At 31.4% G+C, this 18,288-nt stretch carries 19 protein-coding genes and 1 tRNA gene; 9 read left to right on the forward strand and 11 right to left on the reverse strand.

Annotated elements, in window-relative coordinates:
• Window positions 1-15: 15 nt before the first annotated feature.
• From FJOH_RS05260 to FJOH_RS05280, 5 genes are all read right to left on the reverse strand, one after another.
• Window positions 16-270 (reverse strand): DUF6327 family protein, encoded by a 255-nt coding sequence (locus FJOH_RS05260; protein WP_012023094.1) that lies wholly within the window; start codon window positions 268-270, stop codon window positions 16-18.
• A gap of 5 nt (window positions 271-275) precedes the next feature.
• A complete protein-coding gene (locus tag FJOH_RS05265; RefSeq protein WP_012023095.1) occupies window positions 276-626 on the reverse strand; it encodes a hypothetical protein in 351 nt (116 codons plus the stop codon).
• Between the two features lie 73 nt (window positions 627-699).
• Window positions 700-1,026, reverse strand: coding sequence for a YtxH domain-containing protein (locus FJOH_RS05270; RefSeq protein WP_012023096.1), 327 nt, complete (start codon window positions 1,024-1,026; stop codon window positions 700-702).
• A gap of 81 nt (window positions 1,027-1,107) precedes the next feature.
• Complete coding sequence (locus FJOH_RS05275; protein WP_012023097.1) at window positions 1,108-1,587, reverse strand: hypothetical protein; 480 nt, start codon at window positions 1,585-1,587, stop codon at window positions 1,108-1,110.
• Window positions 1,588-2,891: 1,304 nt separating this feature from the next.
• Window positions 2,892-5,009 carry a glutamine--tRNA ligase/YqeY domain fusion protein gene (locus FJOH_RS05280; protein WP_012023098.1) on the reverse strand — a complete coding sequence of 706 codons (2,118 nt, stop codon included), beginning with the start codon at window positions 5,007-5,009 and terminating at the stop codon, window positions 2,892-2,894.
• A 151-nt stretch (window positions 5,010-5,160) separates the two neighbouring features.
• On the opposite strand from FJOH_RS05280, the gene FJOH_RS05285 reads away from it, so the two are divergent.
• The 4 genes from FJOH_RS05285 to FJOH_RS26785 all read left to right on the forward strand — a co-directional run bounded on the left by FJOH_RS05285 (window position 5,161) and on the right by FJOH_RS26785 (window position 6,205).
• On the forward strand, window positions 5,161-5,382 hold the full coding sequence (locus FJOH_RS05285; protein WP_044047526.1) for a hypothetical protein: 222 nt from the start codon (window positions 5,161-5,163) through the stop codon (window positions 5,380-5,382).
• Window positions 5,382-5,678, forward strand: coding sequence for a hypothetical protein (locus FJOH_RS05290; RefSeq protein ID WP_012023099.1), 297 nt, complete (start codon window positions 5,382-5,384; stop codon window positions 5,676-5,678). Before FJOH_RS05285 ends, FJOH_RS05290 begins: the two co-directional genes overlap by 1 nt.
• A 2-nt stretch (window positions 5,679-5,680) precedes the next feature.
• A complete protein-coding gene (folB, locus tag FJOH_RS05295; RefSeq protein ID WP_012023100.1) occupies window positions 5,681-6,040 on the forward strand; it encodes a dihydroneopterin aldolase in 360 nt (119 codons plus the stop codon).
• 94 nt (window positions 6,041-6,134) lie between these two features.
• Window positions 6,135-6,205: transfer RNA gene (locus tag FJOH_RS26785), tRNA-Cys, on the forward strand.
• 271 nt (window positions 6,206-6,476) lie between these two features.
• On the opposite strand, the gene FJOH_RS05300 is transcribed toward FJOH_RS26785, so the two are convergent.
• The 3 genes from FJOH_RS05300 to rnr are packed head-to-tail and all read right to left on the reverse strand — an operon-like array spanning window position 6,477 to window position 10,041.
• Entirely contained in the window at window positions 6,477-7,154 is a 678-nt protein-coding gene (locus FJOH_RS05300; protein ID WP_012023101.1) for a LysE family translocator, read from the reverse strand.
• Between the two features lie 14 nt (window positions 7,155-7,168).
• Window positions 7,169-7,837 (reverse strand): head GIN domain-containing protein, encoded by a 669-nt coding sequence (locus FJOH_RS05305; RefSeq protein WP_012023102.1) that lies wholly within the window; start codon window positions 7,835-7,837, stop codon window positions 7,169-7,171.
• Between the two features lie 23 nt (window positions 7,838-7,860).
• The gene (gene rnr / locus FJOH_RS05310; protein ID WP_012023103.1) at window positions 7,861-10,041 is read right to left on the reverse strand and encodes a ribonuclease R; all 2,181 of its coding nucleotides are present in this window, start codon (window positions 10,039-10,041) and stop codon (window positions 7,861-7,863) included.
• 110 nt (window positions 10,042-10,151) lie between these two features.
• Between rnr and FJOH_RS05315 the strand changes: the two genes are divergently transcribed.
• Together FJOH_RS05315 and rpiB are read left to right on the forward strand one after the other, a co-directional pair.
• Complete coding sequence (locus FJOH_RS05315; RefSeq protein WP_012023104.1) at window positions 10,152-10,385, forward strand: putative signal transducing protein; 234 nt, start codon at window positions 10,152-10,154, stop codon at window positions 10,383-10,385.
• Between the two features lie 815 nt (window positions 10,386-11,200).
• Window positions 11,201-11,632 (forward strand): ribose 5-phosphate isomerase B, encoded by a 432-nt coding sequence (rpiB, locus tag FJOH_RS05320; RefSeq protein WP_012023105.1) that lies wholly within the window; start codon window positions 11,201-11,203, stop codon window positions 11,630-11,632.
• A gap of 155 nt (window positions 11,633-11,787) precedes the next feature.
• On the opposite strand, the gene FJOH_RS05325 is transcribed toward rpiB, so the two are convergent.
• Window positions 11,788-12,057, reverse strand: coding sequence for a DUF1294 domain-containing protein (locus tag FJOH_RS05325; RefSeq protein ID WP_012023106.1), 270 nt, complete (start codon window positions 12,055-12,057; stop codon window positions 11,788-11,790).
• A gap of 116 nt (window positions 12,058-12,173) precedes the next feature.
• Here FJOH_RS05325 and FJOH_RS05330 point away from each other — a divergent pair, with 116 nt between their 5' ends.
• Window positions 12,174-14,297, forward strand: a complete 2,124-nt coding sequence (locus FJOH_RS05330; protein WP_012023107.1) for a Tex family protein — start codon at window positions 12,174-12,176, stop codon at window positions 14,295-14,297.
• Window positions 14,298-14,368: 71 nt separating this feature from the next.
• On the opposite strand, the gene FJOH_RS05335 is transcribed toward FJOH_RS05330, so the two are convergent.
• Window positions 14,369-15,766, reverse strand: coding sequence for a glycosyl hydrolase family 8 (locus tag FJOH_RS05335; RefSeq protein WP_012023108.1), 1,398 nt, complete (start codon window positions 15,764-15,766; stop codon window positions 14,369-14,371).
• A gap of 115 nt (window positions 15,767-15,881) precedes the next feature.
• Window positions 15,882-16,061, reverse strand: a complete 180-nt coding sequence (locus FJOH_RS05340; RefSeq protein WP_012023109.1) for a Sec-independent protein translocase subunit TatA/TatB — start codon at window positions 16,059-16,061, stop codon at window positions 15,882-15,884.
• Between the two features lie 210 nt (window positions 16,062-16,271).
• Here FJOH_RS05340 and FJOH_RS05345 point away from each other — a divergent pair, with 210 nt between their 5' ends.
• Both FJOH_RS05345 and FJOH_RS05350 read left to right on the forward strand, forming a co-directional pair.
• Window positions 16,272-16,775, forward strand: a complete 504-nt coding sequence (locus FJOH_RS05345; protein WP_012023110.1) for a hypothetical protein — start codon at window positions 16,272-16,274, stop codon at window positions 16,773-16,775.
• Between the two features lie 11 nt (window positions 16,776-16,786).
• Entirely contained in the window at window positions 16,787-18,271 is a 1,485-nt protein-coding gene (locus FJOH_RS05350; protein WP_012023111.1) for a GH3 auxin-responsive promoter family protein, read from the forward strand.
• Window positions 18,272-18,288: the final 17 nt, after the last annotated feature.

Consider the following 18,288-nt stretch of genomic DNA (forward strand, 5'->3'; position numbering starts at 1 on the left):
AAATAAAAAAGAGGCTTAACTGCCTCTTTTTTTATTTATAAACCAGCCAATTACATAAGGTAAAATGGATTGTAAAATACTTGTATAAGAATTTGAAAAGTAATCTGTATAAGATGAAACGAATCCGTTTACAATATTTTGTGTTGTTATGCTTTCTTTAGTTTTCTGAAAACTCAAAACTAATTTCTGATAATTGATATCTTTTTCAAGTTTTAGAATTTCTAAATCTCTGTCGATTTCAGCGTAAGACGAGTATTTTTTCTTTTCCATAATCTTTAATCGTTAAAAAATATTTCTGAAAATTTCTCTAAAATCGGACCTTCGACAATCTTATCTTTTATCAAGAAAAGTAAAATAGTAAATAAAAGATAGATCCCTCCTACTGCTAAAAATCCTAAAGCATTGCTTCCAAATAAATCTCCAAAAGCATACGCAGCTGCAAAAGATCCAAAAAGTAAAACCATACTAAAACACAATAATATCAAAGTAAATTTGAAAATTAAAGTTGTGGATTTCATGGCTACTTTAAAACCCCAAAGTTTGTAGTAAGCTAAATGACTATCTATATAAACTTTAGTCTGATCCTGAATTTTTTCAGTATTTTCTCTTAACTCTTCAAATGCCATAATTAGTTTTTTAAATAAAAAAAGCACAAAACTCTCTTAAAAATAAGCAAGTTATGTGCTTTTGTATTAGATATTATTTTTGAAGTTTAGCGTTCTGCGCTTTTAAATCAGCCAATTTAGATTCTAAAAAAGTGATCACTTCTTCTGTTTTATGACTTACATTTGAAAGTAAATCATTCAAAGTTCCGTCAAGATTGTGCGTTGCATTTGTAAACTTTTCACGAAGTACTTCAGAACTTGCTTCAAAAGAATCCTGCAAATTATGTTTTGCATCATCAATTCCTTCTTTAATTTTAGCTCTCGTTTTTGATCCTTTATCCGGAGCAAATAAAATTCCGATCGCCGCTCCTACTGCAGCACCAGCCAAAATCGCTGCAATTGTATTTGAATTATTTGACATGATATTTATATTTAAAGTGATTAATAAAGATACTTCTTTTTTAAAATGCTAAACTTCAAAATTTAAAATTTAACAATATAATTAATACACATACGAAACTGCTTCATACTTACCGTCAGCTTTTTCAATAATACTCACAAAAGGATAACCATTTGAAGCTGACTTAGATTTGATTCTCATAGCAGTCTGTTTTTGATTTGCAATTGGCGGTTCACCTTTTGTCCTTGTCGAAACACCTGTAAAACTAGCAGCCTGTTTCAGTCCTATTGTCTTTTCCTGAGGCAAAACAGTTACCATTTTGTAATCGTCTTTTGAATCTACTATTATCTTATCTGAAATTTTCTGAGTTTGTTTGGTTTGTTTATTAGTAATTTGAGAAACAGCATATTTGCTAATTTTAACTTCTTCAGAACTTCCGTTCAAGGAATAATAAATTAAACCATTTTCGTTTTTAATGAAATTAACATCTAGTTGTTCCCCATTGTGTTTTGTAATTTGATGTGTTTGAGAAATTGCAATATTTGCAAATAACATCGCCAGCGTAAAATATAAAATTTTCATGATAATTGGATTTTAAGTTTAATAATTAAAATTTGTCAGATTGAATTACAAAAACAATAATGACCTAAAACTAATGCTATGGAAATTTCATAATTATGAAGTAATTTGAAAAATACCTTTTACGCGAAATATTATCAAAACCACATCACAATAAAAAACAGAACATAAAATTGTCTTTTCAAGAATTCAGGTTTGAATTAATAAATCAAATAAAAAATTGTCTTTTTTAATTGTAAATAATAATCAATTTAGAATCTCTTCGGAAATATCAATTTTCTATAAAATCATCTCTGACTTTTGGTATTGAGTTAAAAATAGCAACTTTATAAACAATTGTGTGTTAACAAGCCGTTAAACTGACAAAAATAACAGCAAAAAGTTAAATAAAAGCTTTAAATAAACAATAATTCAAAAAATGAATTATCTATTTACCGTTTTTAAAAAGCGTCTTAAAAACGATTTATGGAGGTGAAAAACGATTTATAAAAACTATTATTTTCTATTCTATAATCAATTATATTAATAATAAGTAAAAACTAAATTATAATATTTATCAATTAATAAAATCTATAAAATAAGAAGAAAAAGTAAAAACATAAAAAATAAGAAAAAACTTAATTATTTATTTTTTATAAAAGATGGAAAAACAGAGATAAAAAAATTATAAAATCTCTATCAAACGAAAAGTTAATCCATTCATTATTTCATAAACTAAAAGATAAAATTTTTTAAAATTAAAATATACTATAAATTTAAATATTAATAGTTTTCATAAATAATAAATAAAACAATATAAAATTATAATATATTATCATTAAAATTTATAATACAAACATTCTCTAGAAAAAGATGGCTTAAAAATTATAAAAACTTAAATAAAGAGATTTAATGAATTAATATTTAAAAAATGAATCAGTTATCCGGAAAATTTTAATTCTTCTTTAAAATAAAAATATAAAAGTCAATTTTAATTCAATAAAATTATAATAAAAACATATATAATAGATTTTATAAATAATAATTAAAATAAATTTAAAAATAATTTTATATTGCATAAATTTATAACATAAAGTATTGTAGAAAAAATTGAGCTCAAAAAAATTAAAAATTGAAATAAAGCTATTAAATCAATTTAAATTCAAAAAATAGGTTAGTTATCCAATAAATTTTAATTCTTCTTTAAAATAAAAATATGAAAGCCAATTTTAATCTACTAAAATTATAATTTTAAAAATTTAATAGATTTTATATATAATAAAAAAAGCGCTTTTAAAAAGCGCTTTTTTATAGATTTTAATTATGTTTTACTTTTTTACCATTTCAGATAAAATTTCAATTTCTCTCTCCGAAGCATTTTTTGGAGGATTTGAATATAATTTTAAAATTTCATCATCATACTGATTTTTGAAACTTTCACTTTCAATATCTCTTAAATTTAAAAGTCCTTTTGATCTAACATAAGTTGATTCACTTTTTAAAGACATTGAATATAATTTCTTAATATCATCTTCCTCAAAATCAGTTGATTTCCAGCTAGAATATTTCAAAATAAACTGAGAAAACAACAACGAAGCTTTATTATTGTTGATGTTTTTCTTTAAAGAATTCTGTAAAAGTGAAAAAGTAGAGATATTTTTGATGTTCTCCCCTATTGCACTTTCAATTGCAATTCTCTCCGGTTTAGTCTCAACTTTAAAATATTTGTTGATATCTTTCAAAGAATTATTAATGCTGTTTTCTTCTTTTTTACCCTTTTCTTCCCAAGCATCTTTTAGTCCAACCGTTTTGTTAAATACTAATTTTGAAGGAGTTGAGTCTTTATCAACAGTAAAATAACCTAAACGTTGAAACTGAAATTTATCTTCATTTTGAGCTGTTGATAAACTTGGTTCAACATATCCAGTTACAATTTCTAACGAATTTGGATTCACAAAATCTAAGAAATTCTTCTCTTTATAACTGTCCGGAGCTTCATCTGTAAACAAACGATCGTACAAACGAACTTCTGCTTCTAATGCATGTTTGATAGAAACCCAATGCAATGTTCCAGACACTTTTCTTTGGCTTGCTTCTGTTCCGCTTCCGCTTAAAGAATCGGTATCATATGTTACATGAATCTCTGTAATATTTCCGTTTTCATCTTTTATAACTGATTCACCTTTAATGATATAAGCATTTTTAAGACGAACTTCTTTTCCTAAAGTCAAACGGAAAAACTTAGCTGGAGCTTCTTCCAAAAAGTCTTCTCTTTCGATGTATAATTCACGAGAAAAAGGCACTTTTCTGAAACCTGCATTTTCATCTTCCTGATTGTTTTCAGCTTCTAACCACTCTCCTTTTCCTTCTGGATAATTTGTAATTACCAATTTTACAGGATCTAAAACAGCCATTACACGAGGTGCAATTTTGTTCAAATCTTCACGAATACAAAATTCTAAAACCGATACATTGATCAAATTATCGCGTTTTGCAATACCAATTGTGTTAGCAAAATTACGTAAAGAAGCAGCTGTATAACCACGTCTTCTTAACCCGGAAATGGTTGACATTCTTGGATCATCCCAACCGTTAACATGCTTTTCTTTAACTAGTTGCTGTAATTTTCTTTTACTAACAACAGTATGTGATAAGTTACGTCTGGCAAATTCTCTTTGTTTTGGACGCAGCTTATTATCATCAAAAATCTGATCTAAAAACCAATCGTATAATTCACGGTGAGGCAAGAATTCAAGTGTACAAAATGAGTGAGAAATTTGTTCTAAATAATCACTTTGTCCGTGTGCCCAATCGTACATTGGATAGATTTTCCAAGCATCTCCAGTTCTGTGGTGATGTTTGTGTAAAATTCTGTACATGATAGGATCACGCATTAACATGTTTGTTGATTTCATGTCAATTTTTGCACGAAGAATATGAGTACCAGCCTCAAATTCACCATTTTTCATTCTTTCGAATAAATCTAAGTTTTCTTCAACAGAACGATTTCTGTACGGACTGTCAGTTCCTGGAGTTGTTGGAGTTCCTTTCTGGATCGCCATTTCTTCAGAAGTCTGACTGTCAACATACGCTTTATCTTTCTTAATTAAGAAAACTGCCCAATCGTATAATTGTTGGAAATAGTCTGATGCATAACATTCTTCAGCCCAAGTATATCCTAACCATTCCACATCTTTTTTAATAGCATCAACAAATTCCTGTTCTTCTTTTTCAGGGTTTGTATCATCAAAACGTAAATTCACAGGAGATTGATAATCAATTCCTAAACCAAAATTTAACGCAATAGAACTCGCGTGCCCAATGTGTAAATAACCATTAGGCTCTGGTGGAAAACGAAAGCGAAGTTTAGTATTTGAAAGACCTGATTTTACGTCTTCCTCTATGATTTGTTCAATAAAATTGAGTGATTTCTCTTCTGATGCCATTATTTTATAGTAATTTTAGCAAAGATAAAAAAGTTTATAGTTTATAGTTTATGGTTTATGGTTTTCTTTGGAAACTTACTGAAAACATGAAACGTTAAACTCAAAATCTTTAATTAATTTATTTAGTATTTTTGTATAAATATTCAGAATTATGAGACAATTAACTGTTACAATTCCAGACGATTTTTACGAAACTTTTATTAGTTTTTTCAAACATGTTCCTGATGTTTCTATAGATGAAAATGTTGAGAATGAAATTCCATTATGGCAACAAGAAATGGTTTTGAATCGTATAAAAAATGCTAAACCAGAGGATTTTATTAGTTGGGAAGAGTCGAAAAAAAGACTCAATGCTAAATGGAATAAGAAGTAATGTTCGAAATAAATATTCTCTTAAGAGCTGAATTAGAAGTAGATGAAATTGCTGAATATTATGAATCTCTTTCTAATGGTTTAGGAACAAAATTTTTTAATGAATATCAAAAGTATGTAGATACTTTAAATACATTTCCATTTTTTGAAGAAAAGTATAATATAGTCAGAACATTATCTTTGAAAAAATTCCCATACACTATTCATTTTACAGTTGATGAAATTAACAAAATAGTTACAGTATACGCTGTAACATCCAATTATCAAAATCCAAACACTACAAGAATAAAACTATAAAAATGGGAGTTATAAAACTGAAAAATATCCGTACTTTTTCTTACCACGGATGTTTAATTGAAGAAGGAAAAATAGGATCTGATTATACTGTAGATCTAAAAATTAAAACTAATTTACAGAAATCAGCAGAAACAGATCATCTTTTAGACACGGTAGATTATGTTCATTTGAACAAAATTGTAGCAGAAGAAATGGCAATTCGTTCGCATTTATTGGAACATGTAGCCAAAAGAATCAATATTCGTGTACTGGCAGAGATAGAAATGGTAGTAAAAACTACAGTTTGGGTTTCTAAAATTAATCCACCTATTGGTGGTGATGTTGAGTCAGTTACTATAAAAATGACGGAAACCAGAAAGTAATATTAAAAATTAAAATCCTAAAATTTTAAAATAGTTCATTCGAAACTTTTGAAATTTAAAGATTTTAGTTACTTTTGCCATCCGTTCAAGCAATGGCGTCGTGGCCGAGCGGCTAGGCTGGGCTCTGCAAAAGCTCCTACTCCGGTTCGAATCCGGACGATGCCTCAAAAGAGATACAGAAATGTGTCTCTTTTTTTTGTGCCTAATTTTTTCACATTCTTGTCATTTCGACCGAAGGGAGAAATCTTCGCGAGAAGCTCGACAAAGATTGGTTTCTCATTGCGGAGTTACTTGCGAAGATTTCTCCCTTCGGTCGAAATGACAAACTTTGTGTGAATAACTTAGTGAGATTGCTTCGTTCCTCGCAATGACTTATAAACACAAAAAAACCTCTGAAATTCAGAGGTTTGATTTTATATTCTAGAGTTATTAACAACTACTTTTCTATCTTTTCGAAAGCATTTTTTACCATTTCTTTCTCTTTTGGAAACCAGCCCTGAACCATTAAAGCAACTCCAAATACCATTAAAACAATACTAATTCCTTTTTTAATTTTTAGGATATTAGTTGGTGTCATTTTAGATTTTAACTGTTTGGCTAATACTATTTTAAGGCAGTCAACCAATAAGTAAGTTATAATTACAGCTGTAAAAAAAGTAAACATTCTTGAGTTTTGCATTTCTAATTTTGGCCCTACAGAAATAATTACTGCAAGCCAGAAACCTAAAACACCAATGTTAATAACGTTGAGTAAAAAGCCTTTTATGAATAAACTTCCGTAATTTCTTTTAATAATATCCCGGTCAATTTCTTCATCATCAATTTTTTCTTCATTTTTTAATCTTACAAAAGAAATTATCCCATAAGCCAGCATTATGATTCCTCCAAAAATAAAGAGTGCAGGTTTATCTTTTAAACTGGAAATCAATCTGTAACTTCCTAAATAAGCAATTGCTATAAAAAAAATATCACCTAGAACTACTCCAAAATCAAAGACTATTGCAGCTCTGAATCCTTTAGTAATACTGGTTTCTAATAGTATAAAAAATACCGGACCTACCATAAAGCTTAGAAAAAGTCCCCATGGCAGTCCAGCCAGAATATCATTTATCATCAAAATACGACTTGTTATTTTACTATTTCAATTTTACCGCCTAAAACTGTTTTCTGATTTACTTGTTTCGGATTTCCATAAATATAAATAGAGCCTCCTGCGCTTACTTTTGCATCGACAAGGGTCGAAGCATTAACATCAGCTTTTCCGCCCGCAGAAACGCTTACTTTGGTCTGAGAAGTGGTTAATTTACTTCCAAGGAAGTAACCGCCGGCTCCTAAACTCGCCTCAAGATTGTCTGCTTTACCATTTACTGTAATTTCTCCGCCAGAAACTGAACTTACTTTTAGTTTATCAACATTCAAATCTACATTAATTTTTGCACCTTCCTGCGCACTAACTTTAAATGAAGTTGCTTTTATAGTTTCATTACTGTTTACAGAAGCGCCTTCATTAACATCAATTAGTTCAATATGTTTATAATACAAAGTTACTTCAAGATCATTTCCTGACAAAAGTTTAGGAAAAGGCATTCTTAATTTTAATACGCCATTTTTGTTAACAGCTTCTAACTCTGCTTCTCTTGTTCCTTTTATAACAACTTTATTTTCAGATGACTGAACTAATTTTACACTTAATTTGTCGTAAACTTTTACGGTATCAAAATCTCCTAATTCTTTGGTTACCTGACCAAAAGACATTTGTACAAATAAAATTGCTGCTCCAATAATTAGCTTTCTCATACTTTTATTTTTTTAATTAATATTTATTCTGCTCGTCTTAAAAAATGAAAATCCAGTTGTTTTTTCACTAAGTCGGCATTTTTTACTTTAACATAAATTTCATCCCCTAATTGCAAAATGCTGTTTGAAGTAGCACCAACCAAAGCATATTGTCTTTCATCGAAGGTATAGTAATCATCTTTTATTTCTCTGATTCTTACCATTCCTTCGCATTTATTAGAAACGATTTCAACATAAATTCCCCATTCGGTAACACCAGAAATAACACCAAGGAATTCTTCGTCCTGATGATCCTGCATGTATTTAACCTGCATGTATTTGATACTATCACGTTCAGCATTAGTCGCTAAACTTTCCATGTTCGAACAATGCAGACATTTTGTTTCGTAGGTTTCTTCATCTACAGAAGCTCCTCCATCCAGATAATATTGCAGCAATCTGTGTACCATAACGTCAGGATAACGACGGATTGGCGATGTAAAATGGCTGTAATAATCAAAAGCTAAACCATAATGACCAATATTATCTGTTGAATATTTGGCTTTGCTCATACTTCTAATTGCAAGAGTATCAATTAAGTTTTGCTCTTTTTTACCATTTACTTCTTCCATTAAAGAATTCAATGATTTGGCAATATCACCTTTATTTCTAAAATCAATTTTATAACCAAATTTAGCAATTACAGTTTGCATTGCAATTAACTTATCTTCGTTTGGTTCGTCGTGAATACGATAAACAAAGGTTTTCTTTTGTTTACCAATGTATTCAGCTACTTTTCTATTTGCCAAAAGCATAAATTCTTCAATCAAATGATTGGCATCTTTTGAGATTTTGAAGTAAACTCCTTCTGGTTCTCCTTCTGCATCAAGATTAAATTTAACTTCAACTTTATCAAAAGAAATAGCACCTTGCTGCATTCTTTTCTTTCTTAAAATCTTCGCTAATTCATCTAATTTCAAAGTTGCTTCTCTAATTTCATCTGAAACCACATACGATTCTCCGGTAATAGAAACATCAACCGGAATTGTATTATCTTTTGTTTCAATGATATATTGTGCTTCTTCGTAAGCAAAACGCTGATCTGAATAAATTACCGTTCTTCCAAACCATTGGTTGATAACTTGTGCAGTTGGCGAAACTTCAAATATAGCAGAGAATGTATATTTTTCTTCATTCGGACGAAGTGAACAGGCAAAGTTAGACAATACTTCCGGAAGCATTGGCACTACTCTATCTACCAAATAAACTGAAGTTGCTCTTTGGTACGCTTCATCATCAAGAATGGTTCCTTCTTCTAAATAATACGAAACATCGGCAATATGGATTCCAATTTCAAAGTTTCCATTCTCTAACTTTTTGAAAGACAAGGCATCATCAAAATCCTTTGCATCTTTTGGATCTATCGTAAACGTAAGTGTATCACGCATATCACGACGTTTTGCAATCTCTGATTCCTGAATTGAGGTATCCAGCTTTTGAGCATATACCTCTACTTCTACCGGGAAATCAGATGGCAGTCCATATTCAGCCAGAATAGCATGAATTTCTGTATTGTGTTCTCCAGGTTTTCCTAAAACACGAATTACAGATCCAAACGGACTATCAGCTCTTTTAGGCCAGTCTTCAATCTTAACTAAAACAACATCACCGTTTTCTGCTTCTCCCAATTTATCTTTTGGAATAAAAATATCGGTGTACATTTTTGGATTGGCAGTAGAAACAAAAGCAAAGTTTGGCTGAATGTCAATTACACCAACAAACTCTGTTTTATCTCTTTCAATTACTTCAATTACTTCACCTTCAGGTCTTTTTCCTTTTCTTCGGTTATAAACGTAAACTTTTACTTTGTCTTTGTCTAAAGCACGATTCAAATTATTGGTCGGAATAAAAACATCTTCTTCAAATTCATCACAAATAAAATATGCCGTTTTTCTGCTCGTCATATCTATCGTTCCTTCGTAGTAATCCTGACTAACAGCTTTAACTAAATATTTTCCAGGTTCTGTTTCTATAATTTTCTTTTGTGCAGCCAGAATCTTTAAGTCTTTGATAATCTGGTTTCTGCTTTTTGTATCGTCAAGTTCTAACTTCGCTCCTATCTGTCTGTAATTAAATGGCTTATTGGCATTCTGCGATAAAATTTTAAGGATCTTCCCAGAGAAATCTTTCTCTTTTTTTATCGGCTTTCTAATTTTCTTACTCATATATCTTTTCTTATAAGGTTTAAAATTACAAATAAGAAATCAGATAATTCTTTTTAACAAATAGAATTATTAAAAATATAACTTTTCGTACATTTACAAAAAGACCTCATATGGAAAGCTTTAAGACAATCGCCGTATTCAATTATCAACACGAAACAGTGGTTCTCAAACACTTACTTGAACAGGAAGAAATCCCGTATTTTTTCGAAAACGAAATGACACTTTCCGTTATGCCTCTTTACTCAAATGCACTGGGCGGAATCAAACTCAAAGTTCATCCGGAAGACTTCGAACAAGTTCAGCAAATTCTGGACAATCTCAACAATCCTCTCAAAATCGTCTGAAACAAACTTCAAAAACAAACTCAAAACAGAAGTAAAATTCAAACTCAAAAAATTTTTTTTCCTTTTCAACTTTTTTAGTTTTCAACATATATTAAATACAACAAAAAAGATTTTTAAAAATTTTAAAAAAAATTATGGTTATTATAGCTTGTTAATATGTCGAATAATTTTTTTTTTGAAGTCATTGAAATCTCGTTTTACTTATTTATTCTGAGTTATCAACATAGTTATTTTTAGTTAAATTACTTATTTATAAGACTTTTTGTATTTTAATTAACAACGGTTGACAACCAAAATTGAATTCATTTTGTAGATAAGTTGATATGTTGATTTCTGTTGAAAATGGTATTTTTGATATTGATAACTTTTCCAAAAATTCACGAAACTTTTCTTGCATATTTAATTCCAGTTTTGGATTAGGTATTTTTTTGAAACAACCAAAAAAAACTTCTAATTTTCTTTTCGAACTTATTAACATTTTCTGTTAACTTAAAGTTAATTGAATATCAAGCAATTACAAACTCCTATTAACACCTCAAAATTTTAACAAATTTTATGCTTATTATTTATTGATTATGAGATACTTATGAAGTTATTAAAATTGTTAATAACTGATAAGGTTTTGACAGTAAGATAGTTGTAAAATAAAGTGTTTTGCTACTCCAGATACTTATCTGGATCACGAATGTACACGAATTTATATTGTGTGTTTATATACTATTTAAAAGAAAAAAATTTGTGAAAATTGGTGCAATTCGTGGCGAACATCTATTTATTAAGTAAATTTGCATAACACAACTTAATAGTATAGAAAAATGAAAATTTCGATAGGAAACGACCACGCAGGACCAGAATATAAAAAATCAATTGTAGCTATGCTTGAAGCAAGAGGATATGAAGTGACCAATTATGGAACAGATACAGATGCTTCTGTTGATTATCCTGATTTTGGACATCCAGTTGCTAATGATGTATCTGAAGGAAAAGCAGATTTTGGAATCGTAATCTGCGGAAGCGGTAACGGAATTGCAATGACGGTTAATAAACACCCTAAAGTAAGAGCTGGTTTATGCTGGACTAAAGAAATTGCTTATTTAACGCGTTTACATAACGATGCAAACATTGTAAGTATTCCAGCGAGATTTACATCAATTCATCAAGCTGTTGAAATCGTCGAAACTTTCCTTGATACGGCTTTTGAAGGCGGAAGACATCAAAACCGAGTTAATAAGATTGCTTGTTCGTAAAAAGTCAAAAAAAATTCGGTGCTTCGCACCAATATAGATAAAACACACCGGGCGGATTTTTTAAATTCATCCGGTTTTTTATTTAAAATATTTAAAATCAGGCAATTAATTTGTTCTAAAATGATACTTTTTGAGGTTATTAACAATGTTAATATCTATATTCTGCCCGATAGTTTTAAATAAATAAAAGCAGCCTGCACCAAGAGAATTAATATGAATTTGACAATAAATGAAGTTTTCCTCGTTTTATGTCTAAACAAAAACATAGCTGTTAATAAACCAGGTGTTCCGCCAATTAGTTGTAGAAAGAACAGCGTATTTTCGGGAATTCTTCGTTTATTTTTCCGAGCCAGATTTTTATCATAACCGGCCAGAATAAAAACGAATATGTTAACAACTAAAAAATAAAGTAAAAAAATTTTCATTGGCGTAAAATTAAAAACAAAGATATTATTTTAGCCAAATGTTTGATTAATTTACCAATTCGTTTTAACAAGTAAATTATATCAACTTATAATTAAGAATTTATTTCATTAAAAGTATGACTAATATTCAATTCATTGCCAAGTCTGTTCAGGCACCGGCAGTCAGTATTCAAAACACAGTAAAATTACTAGAGGAAGATTGTACGATTCCGTTTATTTCCCGATACCGAAAAGACGCTACCGGAAATCTTGATGAAACTGTAATTGAGCAGATTGCGAAACTTCAAAAAGATTATGATACGCTTATAAAACGTAAAGAAGCCGTTTTAAAATCAATTGAAGAGCAAAAAGCACTTACGCCAGAATTGAAGAAAAAAATTGAAGAAAGTTTTGATTTACAAGAAATTGAAGATTTTTACCTTCCATATAAAAAGAAGAAAAAAACAAAAGCCGATGTGGCGCGCGAATTTGGTCTTGAACCTTTGGCAAAACTGATTATATCTGAAAGTGACGCTGATATCGATTTTATTTCGACACAATACATTAATGAAAATGTTATTAACGAAGAAGCCGCTATTCAAGGCGCAAGAGATATTGTAGCAGAATGGATTAACGAAAATATTTACGTTCGTAAACAATTAAGAAGATTGTTTCAACGTAAAGCGACAATCACAACAAAAGTGGTTAAAAAGAAAGCAGAGGAAGAAGGCGCACAAAAATTCAACCAATATTTTGATTGGGAAGAGCCTTTAACAAAAGCGCCGGCACACCGTTTATTAGCAATGTTACGTGCAGAAAATGAAGGTTTTATTAAAATGAAAATCGATGTTGATATCGACGATGCCTACGATGTTATTGACGAAATTATCATTAAAAAGCAAAATAATTCAACAGCTCATTTGCAATTAGCAATTGAAGATAGTTATAAACGTTTATTGAATCCGGCAATTGGAAATGAAACCCTGCAGGAAGCAAAAGCAAAAGCCGATGCTAATTCTATTCAGGTTTTTGCTAACAATTTAGGACAGTTATTATTAGCGCCACCGTTGGGAGAAAAACGTATTTTGGCAATTGACCCAGGATTTAGAAGCGGTTGTAAAGTGGTTTGTCTGGACGAAAAAGGCGATTTATTATACAACGAAACGATTTATCCACATGCGCCGCAAAATGAGGAATCGATGGCGATCAAGAAAATTCGTTCGATGGTAAATGCATATCAAATTGATGCCATTTCTATTGGGAACGGAACGGCTTCTCGCGAAACTGAATTTTTCATCAAAAAAATCGCGTTCGACAAGCCAGTTCAGGTTTTTGTGGTTTCTGAGGCAGGAGCTTCGGTATATTCAGCTTCAAAAATTGCGAGAGAAGAATTTCCGAATTATGATGTAACAGTTCGTGGATCAGTTTCTATTGGAAGAAGACTTTCAGATCCGTTGGCCGAATTGGTAAAAATTGACCCAAAAGCAATTGGAGTAGGACAGTATCAGCACGATGTTGATCAGACAAAACTAAAAGAAGAATTGGACAGTACAGTAATTCGCTGCGTGAACTCGGTTGGAATTAACATTAACACAGCAAGTAAACATTTACTAAGCTATGTGAGTGGAATTGGGGAGAAGCTGGCCGAAAACATTGTACAATACCGTTCTGAAAACGGACCTTTTGAAGACAGAAAACAGCTTAAGAAAGTACCGCGTTTAGGAGATAAAGCTTATCAGCAGGGAGCAGCGTTTATTAGAATTACAAATGCTAAAAATCCGCTGGATAATTCGGCTGTACACCCAGAGGCTTATCCAGTTGTTGAAAAGATGGCAAAAGATTTGAATATTTCTTTAAACGACTTAATTGCTAATAAAGAGAAAACAGCCCTTATTAAGCCTGAAAAGTATGTAACACCTGAAATTGGTTTACTTACGCTGAAAGACATCATAAAAGAGCTTGAAAAGCCTGGATTAGACCCAAGAAAGTCTGCTAAGGTTTTTGAATTTGATGCAAATGTAAAATCAATCAAAGATTTGAAAACAGGAATGATTCTTCCGGGAATTGTTAATAACATCACCAACTTTGGCTGTTTTGTTGACATCGGAATCAAAGAAAGCGGATTAGTGCATATTTCGCAGTTAAAAGCCGGCTTTGTAAGCGACGTAAACGAAGTGGTTAAATTGCATCAACATGTTGATGTTAAGGTTACTGAAGTTGACGAAGATAGAAAGAGAATTCAATTGACAATGATTTTATAAAAATTCCAAAACTGGAATAATAAAAAAACTCCCAAATTACATTCGTAATTTGGGAGTTTCTATTTTTAGGATTATTTCAAAATCACTTTTTTGGTTATGCTTTTAAAATCATCATTAGATATTTTTACAAAATAAATTCCAGACGATTGAGAACCCAGGTTTATTTCGGTATTTTCAGATGTTGTTTTCTTTTGATAAATCACACTGCCTGAAGGCGAAATTACTGAAATAGTTGATTGCTGAGGTGCGTTAACTGTGATTCGATCAGGACTCGGATTTGGGTAAAGCGTAACTGTAGATTTTTCAATATCAAAAGTATCATTAGACAAATTGGCGTTTAGCGGTAAATAAAAATTACCTGTTAGTAAAAAGGAGTATAGTGTTTTTAGTGTATGATTAAAATAGCTGTTAGGCTCGTTAAGATTTTTTAAGTCGGTATAAGAAGCATCTAAATGGTTTTGATTTTCACCCGCCATCGCTGCACAGGCAAACGCCCCTACAAAAGTAGCATTATGCCATTGACCGCTTACGCTTCCGTTTTGATTGTAACCGTCTTTAATGTTTAAAGATCCGCCAAGATTGACACGAACAAAATCTGATGATTTTTTTGCATAAGCCTTAGCATCAGCATTTCCGTGCCATAAATAATCAACAGCGATTCTCCATGGGGTTCTTGCCGCGTCGTAAGTATACATTTTACCGCCATTAGCATAACCTCCTGCCTGAGAAGAATAAGCGCCGGAAGCTTCGCACCAGTCAGAAACCAAACCGCCTACAGCATTATTTTGCGTTAAATTGTTGTTGATAATAGTGTACGATTTCGCAGCAATCTGATTCCAGAAAGCGGTATCATTTGTAAAAGTTCCAAAAACTCTATAATAAGCAGGAGAGAAGTAAGACGGATTTGTAATCTGGCTTCCGCCAAATTGGTCTCCGGGTTTTAAAACATAAGTATTTGCTTCAACTTCGTGATTTTTTATGGCAGAAATTAGAGCCGTGGCGTCATTTTTATAATGAATAGTTCCGGCACTTGCCCATTGATAATCGGCAACGATAAGAGCAAAAGCAGCATCCAGTTCAGCATCAGTTGCTCCGTTTTGACCAATAGTTCCAGAACAGCCGTTAATTTTCCAATTCATTACTTTGTTATTGTTTACATTGTCTTTGTAATACAGCCAAAGCCCATCAAAAAGAGTTTTATCGGCCATATAAACGCTAAGCAGCATTCCATATCCAATTCCCTCAGAAACAGTTTCCCAGGAAGAATCAAATTTTACCCGATAGCGTCCATTAGAACAGCCTTCTACAAAATTGGTTTTCCAGGTATCATAATTGTTTTTTGCATCCTGACTGTTTTTGGCAGAAGGCATTAGGCCATTGTTAAAAACAACATTGGCCGGAAACGGCTGCTTTTGTGCATTACTTTCGAGACACAAAAAAGCAACAGTAATCAGAAGTAGGTTTTTCATAATTATTGTTTAATAAGTTTGGGACTCTAAAAGTAAGATTTTTTAGATATAAAAAAAATCCCAGACTACAATTCTATAAATTGCAGTCTGGGACTCATTGATAAGTTGAAGGTTACTATTTTTGTTCTTCCTCTTGTTTTTTAGCAGGAGCAGGTTGATCGTCTTTAGCAGCGTTTTTAAATTCCTTAATTCCACTTCCTAAACCTTTCATTAATTCTGGAATTTTTTTACCTCCAAAAAGTAATATCACAATACCTACGATAACAAGGATTTCTGTAAGACCTAATCTTCCCATGACTATTATATTTAATGCCGAAGCAAATTGATTTAAAATTTCACCGCAAAGGTATATAGAATATACGAACAACAAGTGTTTTTGGATTAAAATATTTGTTTTTTACTGCGTTAAATATTTTATAAAATCATTAAATTAATAATTTTAGACCTTTTTTTCAGTTATTAGCAAGACTATTAATTGCTATATTTGCTCGTATAAACTACCATAATGGCTAAGAAAAAGAAAAGAAACCTTAGAAAGAAATTATTCATCAAAAACCGACTGGTAATTTTGAATGAAGACACTTTTGAAGAGATTTTTTCATTCAGACTTACTTTAATGAACGTATTTGTAACGTTTACTTTAGGCGGTATATTTTTAATTTTAGTTACTACTTTTATTATTGCATTTACACCGCTCCGAGAATTTATTCCGGGTTATTCTTCTTCTGAATTGAAAAAAAATGCAACTAAGCTGGCGATAAAATCAGACTCACTAGAAACAGCGCTCAAAAAAAACGAAGCCTATATAAAAGGAGTTCAAAAAGTTTTGAAAGGGGAATTAGAATATGCTAAATTCAATAAAGATTCTATTTTGGCTGATGCCGATGTGCCAACAGACCTTAATATGAAAGCTTCTGAAGAAGAAATAAAATTGAGAGAAGATGTTGCCAAAACAGAGAAGGAGTCGGGTGAAAGTAAGACAAAGAAAAACAAGGGTGACAAAAAATAATACCACAAAAAATGTCAATTAAATCGATAGCAGCAAAGATATTTGCCCGCAAAATATACAATCAAACTCAAGCCTGGTCTGCTAAACCAGTCGAAACACAATTTGAAGTTTTTAAAAGTTTGATTCAAAATGCAAAAGACACCCAATTTGGAAAAGACCATCATTTTGATACTATAAAGACATTTGAAGATTTTCAGAAAAATGTTCCTGTTAGAGATTACGAAGATTTAAAAGACTATATCGAAAAGGTAAAAATTGGCGAAGAAAACATTTTGTGGAAAGGAAAACCGCTTTATTTTGCTAAAACATCGGGAACAACTTCGGGAGCTAAGTATATTCCGCTTACCAAAGAATCAATGCCTACGCATGTAAATGCTGCACGAAACGCAATTTTGCATTACATAAACGAAACCGGAAATGCTGATTTTGTTGATGGAAAAATGATTTTTTTGCAGGGAAGCCCAATTTTGACTGAAAAACACGGGATTAAATTTGGAAGGCTTTCTGGAATTGTGGCACATTTTGTTCCGAAATATTTACAAAAAAACCGAATGCCTTCGTGGGAAACCAATTGTATTGAAGACTGGGATACAAAAGTAAATGCGATTGTTGGCGAAACAATAAAAGAAAACATGTCTGTTATTTCCGGAATTCCGTCTTGGGTACAAATGTATTTTGAGCGTTTACAGGAAAAAAGCGACGGAAAAAAGATAGGAGAGATTTTTAAAAACTTTAATTTGTTTATTTATGGCGGTGTTAATTACGAACCCTACCGCGCTAAGTTTGAACAAATGATTGGTAAAAAAGTTGACAGCATTGAGTTGTTTCCTGCTTCTGAAGGTTTCTTTGCCTATCAGGATTCACAAAAAGAAAAAGGAATGCTGCTGCTTTTAAATTCGGGGATTTTCTATGAATTTATTAAAGCCGATGAGTTTTTTACCGAAAACCCAAAACGTTACACGATTGGCGAAGTTGAGATTGGCGTAAATTATGCATTAATTGTTTCTACAAATGCAGGACTTTGGGGATATAATATTGGAGATACGATTCAGTTTACTTCTTTAAAACCATATCGCATCATAGTTTCAGGACGTATAAAACATTATATTTCGGCTTTTGGAGAACATGTTATCGCTAACGAAGTCGAAAATGCAATGAAAGAGGCAACAGCGGGTACCAACATTGTAATAAATGAATTTACTGTTGCTCCGCAAATTACGCCTGCAAATGGACTGCCGTACCACGAATGGCTGATTGAGTTCGAAAAAGAGCCCGAAAATATGCAGGCTTTCGCCGAAGCTATAGACGATTCGATGCGAAAACAAAACATTTATTACGACGATTTAATTACCGGAAATGTGCTGCAAAAAGTTGTAATAACCAGAGTTTCAAAAAACGGATTTCAGGAATACATGAAATCGCAGGGAAAATTAGGCGGACAGAACAAAATTCCGAGATTGTCGAATGACAGAAAGATTGCAGATAATTTGAAATAGAAATGAGGTTTTTTACT

The organism is Flavobacterium johnsoniae UW101 (assembly GCF_000016645.1).
GTDB lineage: Bacteria > Bacteroidota > Bacteroidia > Flavobacteriales > Flavobacteriaceae > Flavobacterium > Flavobacterium johnsoniae.

Coding starts and splice junctions, on each gene's coding strand:
- FJOH_RS05260 (WP_012023094.1), bottom strand. CDS start 270: ATGGAAAAGAAAAAATACTCGTCTTACGCTGAAATCGACAGAGATTTA.
- FJOH_RS05265 (WP_012023095.1), bottom strand. CDS start 626: ATGGCATTTGAAGAGTTAAGAGAAAATACTGAAAAAATTCAGGATCAG.
- FJOH_RS05270 (WP_012023096.1), bottom strand. CDS start 1,026: ATGTCAAATAATTCAAATACAATTGCAGCGATTTTGGCTGGTGCTGCA.
- FJOH_RS05275 (WP_012023097.1), bottom strand. CDS start 1,587: ATGAAAATTTTATATTTTACGCTGGCGATGTTATTTGCAAATATTGCA.
- FJOH_RS05280 (WP_012023098.1), bottom strand. CDS start 5,009: ATGGCATCAGAAGAGAAATCACTCAATTTTATTGAACAAATCATAGAG.
- FJOH_RS05285 (WP_044047526.1), top strand. CDS start 5,161: ATGAGACAATTAACTGTTACAATTCCAGACGATTTTTACGAAACTTTT.
- FJOH_RS05290 (WP_012023099.1), top strand. CDS start 5,382: ATGTTCGAAATAAATATTCTCTTAAGAGCTGAATTAGAAGTAGATGAA.
- folB (WP_012023100.1), top strand. CDS start 5,681: ATGGGAGTTATAAAACTGAAAAATATCCGTACTTTTTCTTACCACGGA.
- FJOH_RS05300 (WP_012023101.1), bottom strand. CDS start 7,154: ATGATAAATGATATTCTGGCTGGACTGCCATGGGGACTTTTTCTAAGC.
- FJOH_RS05305 (WP_012023102.1), bottom strand. CDS start 7,837: ATGAGAAAGCTAATTATTGGAGCAGCAATTTTATTTGTACAAATGTCT.
- rnr (WP_012023103.1), bottom strand. CDS start 10,041: ATGAGTAAGAAAATTAGAAAGCCGATAAAAAAAGAGAAAGATTTCTCT.
- FJOH_RS05315 (WP_012023104.1), top strand. CDS start 10,152: ATGGAAAGCTTTAAGACAATCGCCGTATTCAATTATCAACACGAAACA.
- rpiB (WP_012023105.1), top strand. CDS start 11,201: ATGAAAATTTCGATAGGAAACGACCACGCAGGACCAGAATATAAAAAA.
- FJOH_RS05325 (WP_012023106.1), bottom strand. CDS start 12,057: ATGAAAATTTTTTTACTTTATTTTTTAGTTGTTAACATATTCGTTTTT.
- FJOH_RS05330 (WP_012023107.1), top strand. CDS start 12,174: ATGACTAATATTCAATTCATTGCCAAGTCTGTTCAGGCACCGGCAGTC.
- FJOH_RS05335 (WP_012023108.1), bottom strand. CDS start 15,766: ATGAAAAACCTACTTCTGATTACTGTTGCTTTTTTGTGTCTCGAAAGT.
- FJOH_RS05340 (WP_012023109.1), bottom strand. CDS start 16,061: ATGGGAAGATTAGGTCTTACAGAAATCCTTGTTATCGTAGGTATTGTG.
- FJOH_RS05345 (WP_012023110.1), top strand. CDS start 16,272: ATGGCTAAGAAAAAGAAAAGAAACCTTAGAAAGAAATTATTCATCAAA.
- FJOH_RS05350 (WP_012023111.1), top strand. CDS start 16,787: ATGTCAATTAAATCGATAGCAGCAAAGATATTTGCCCGCAAAATATAC.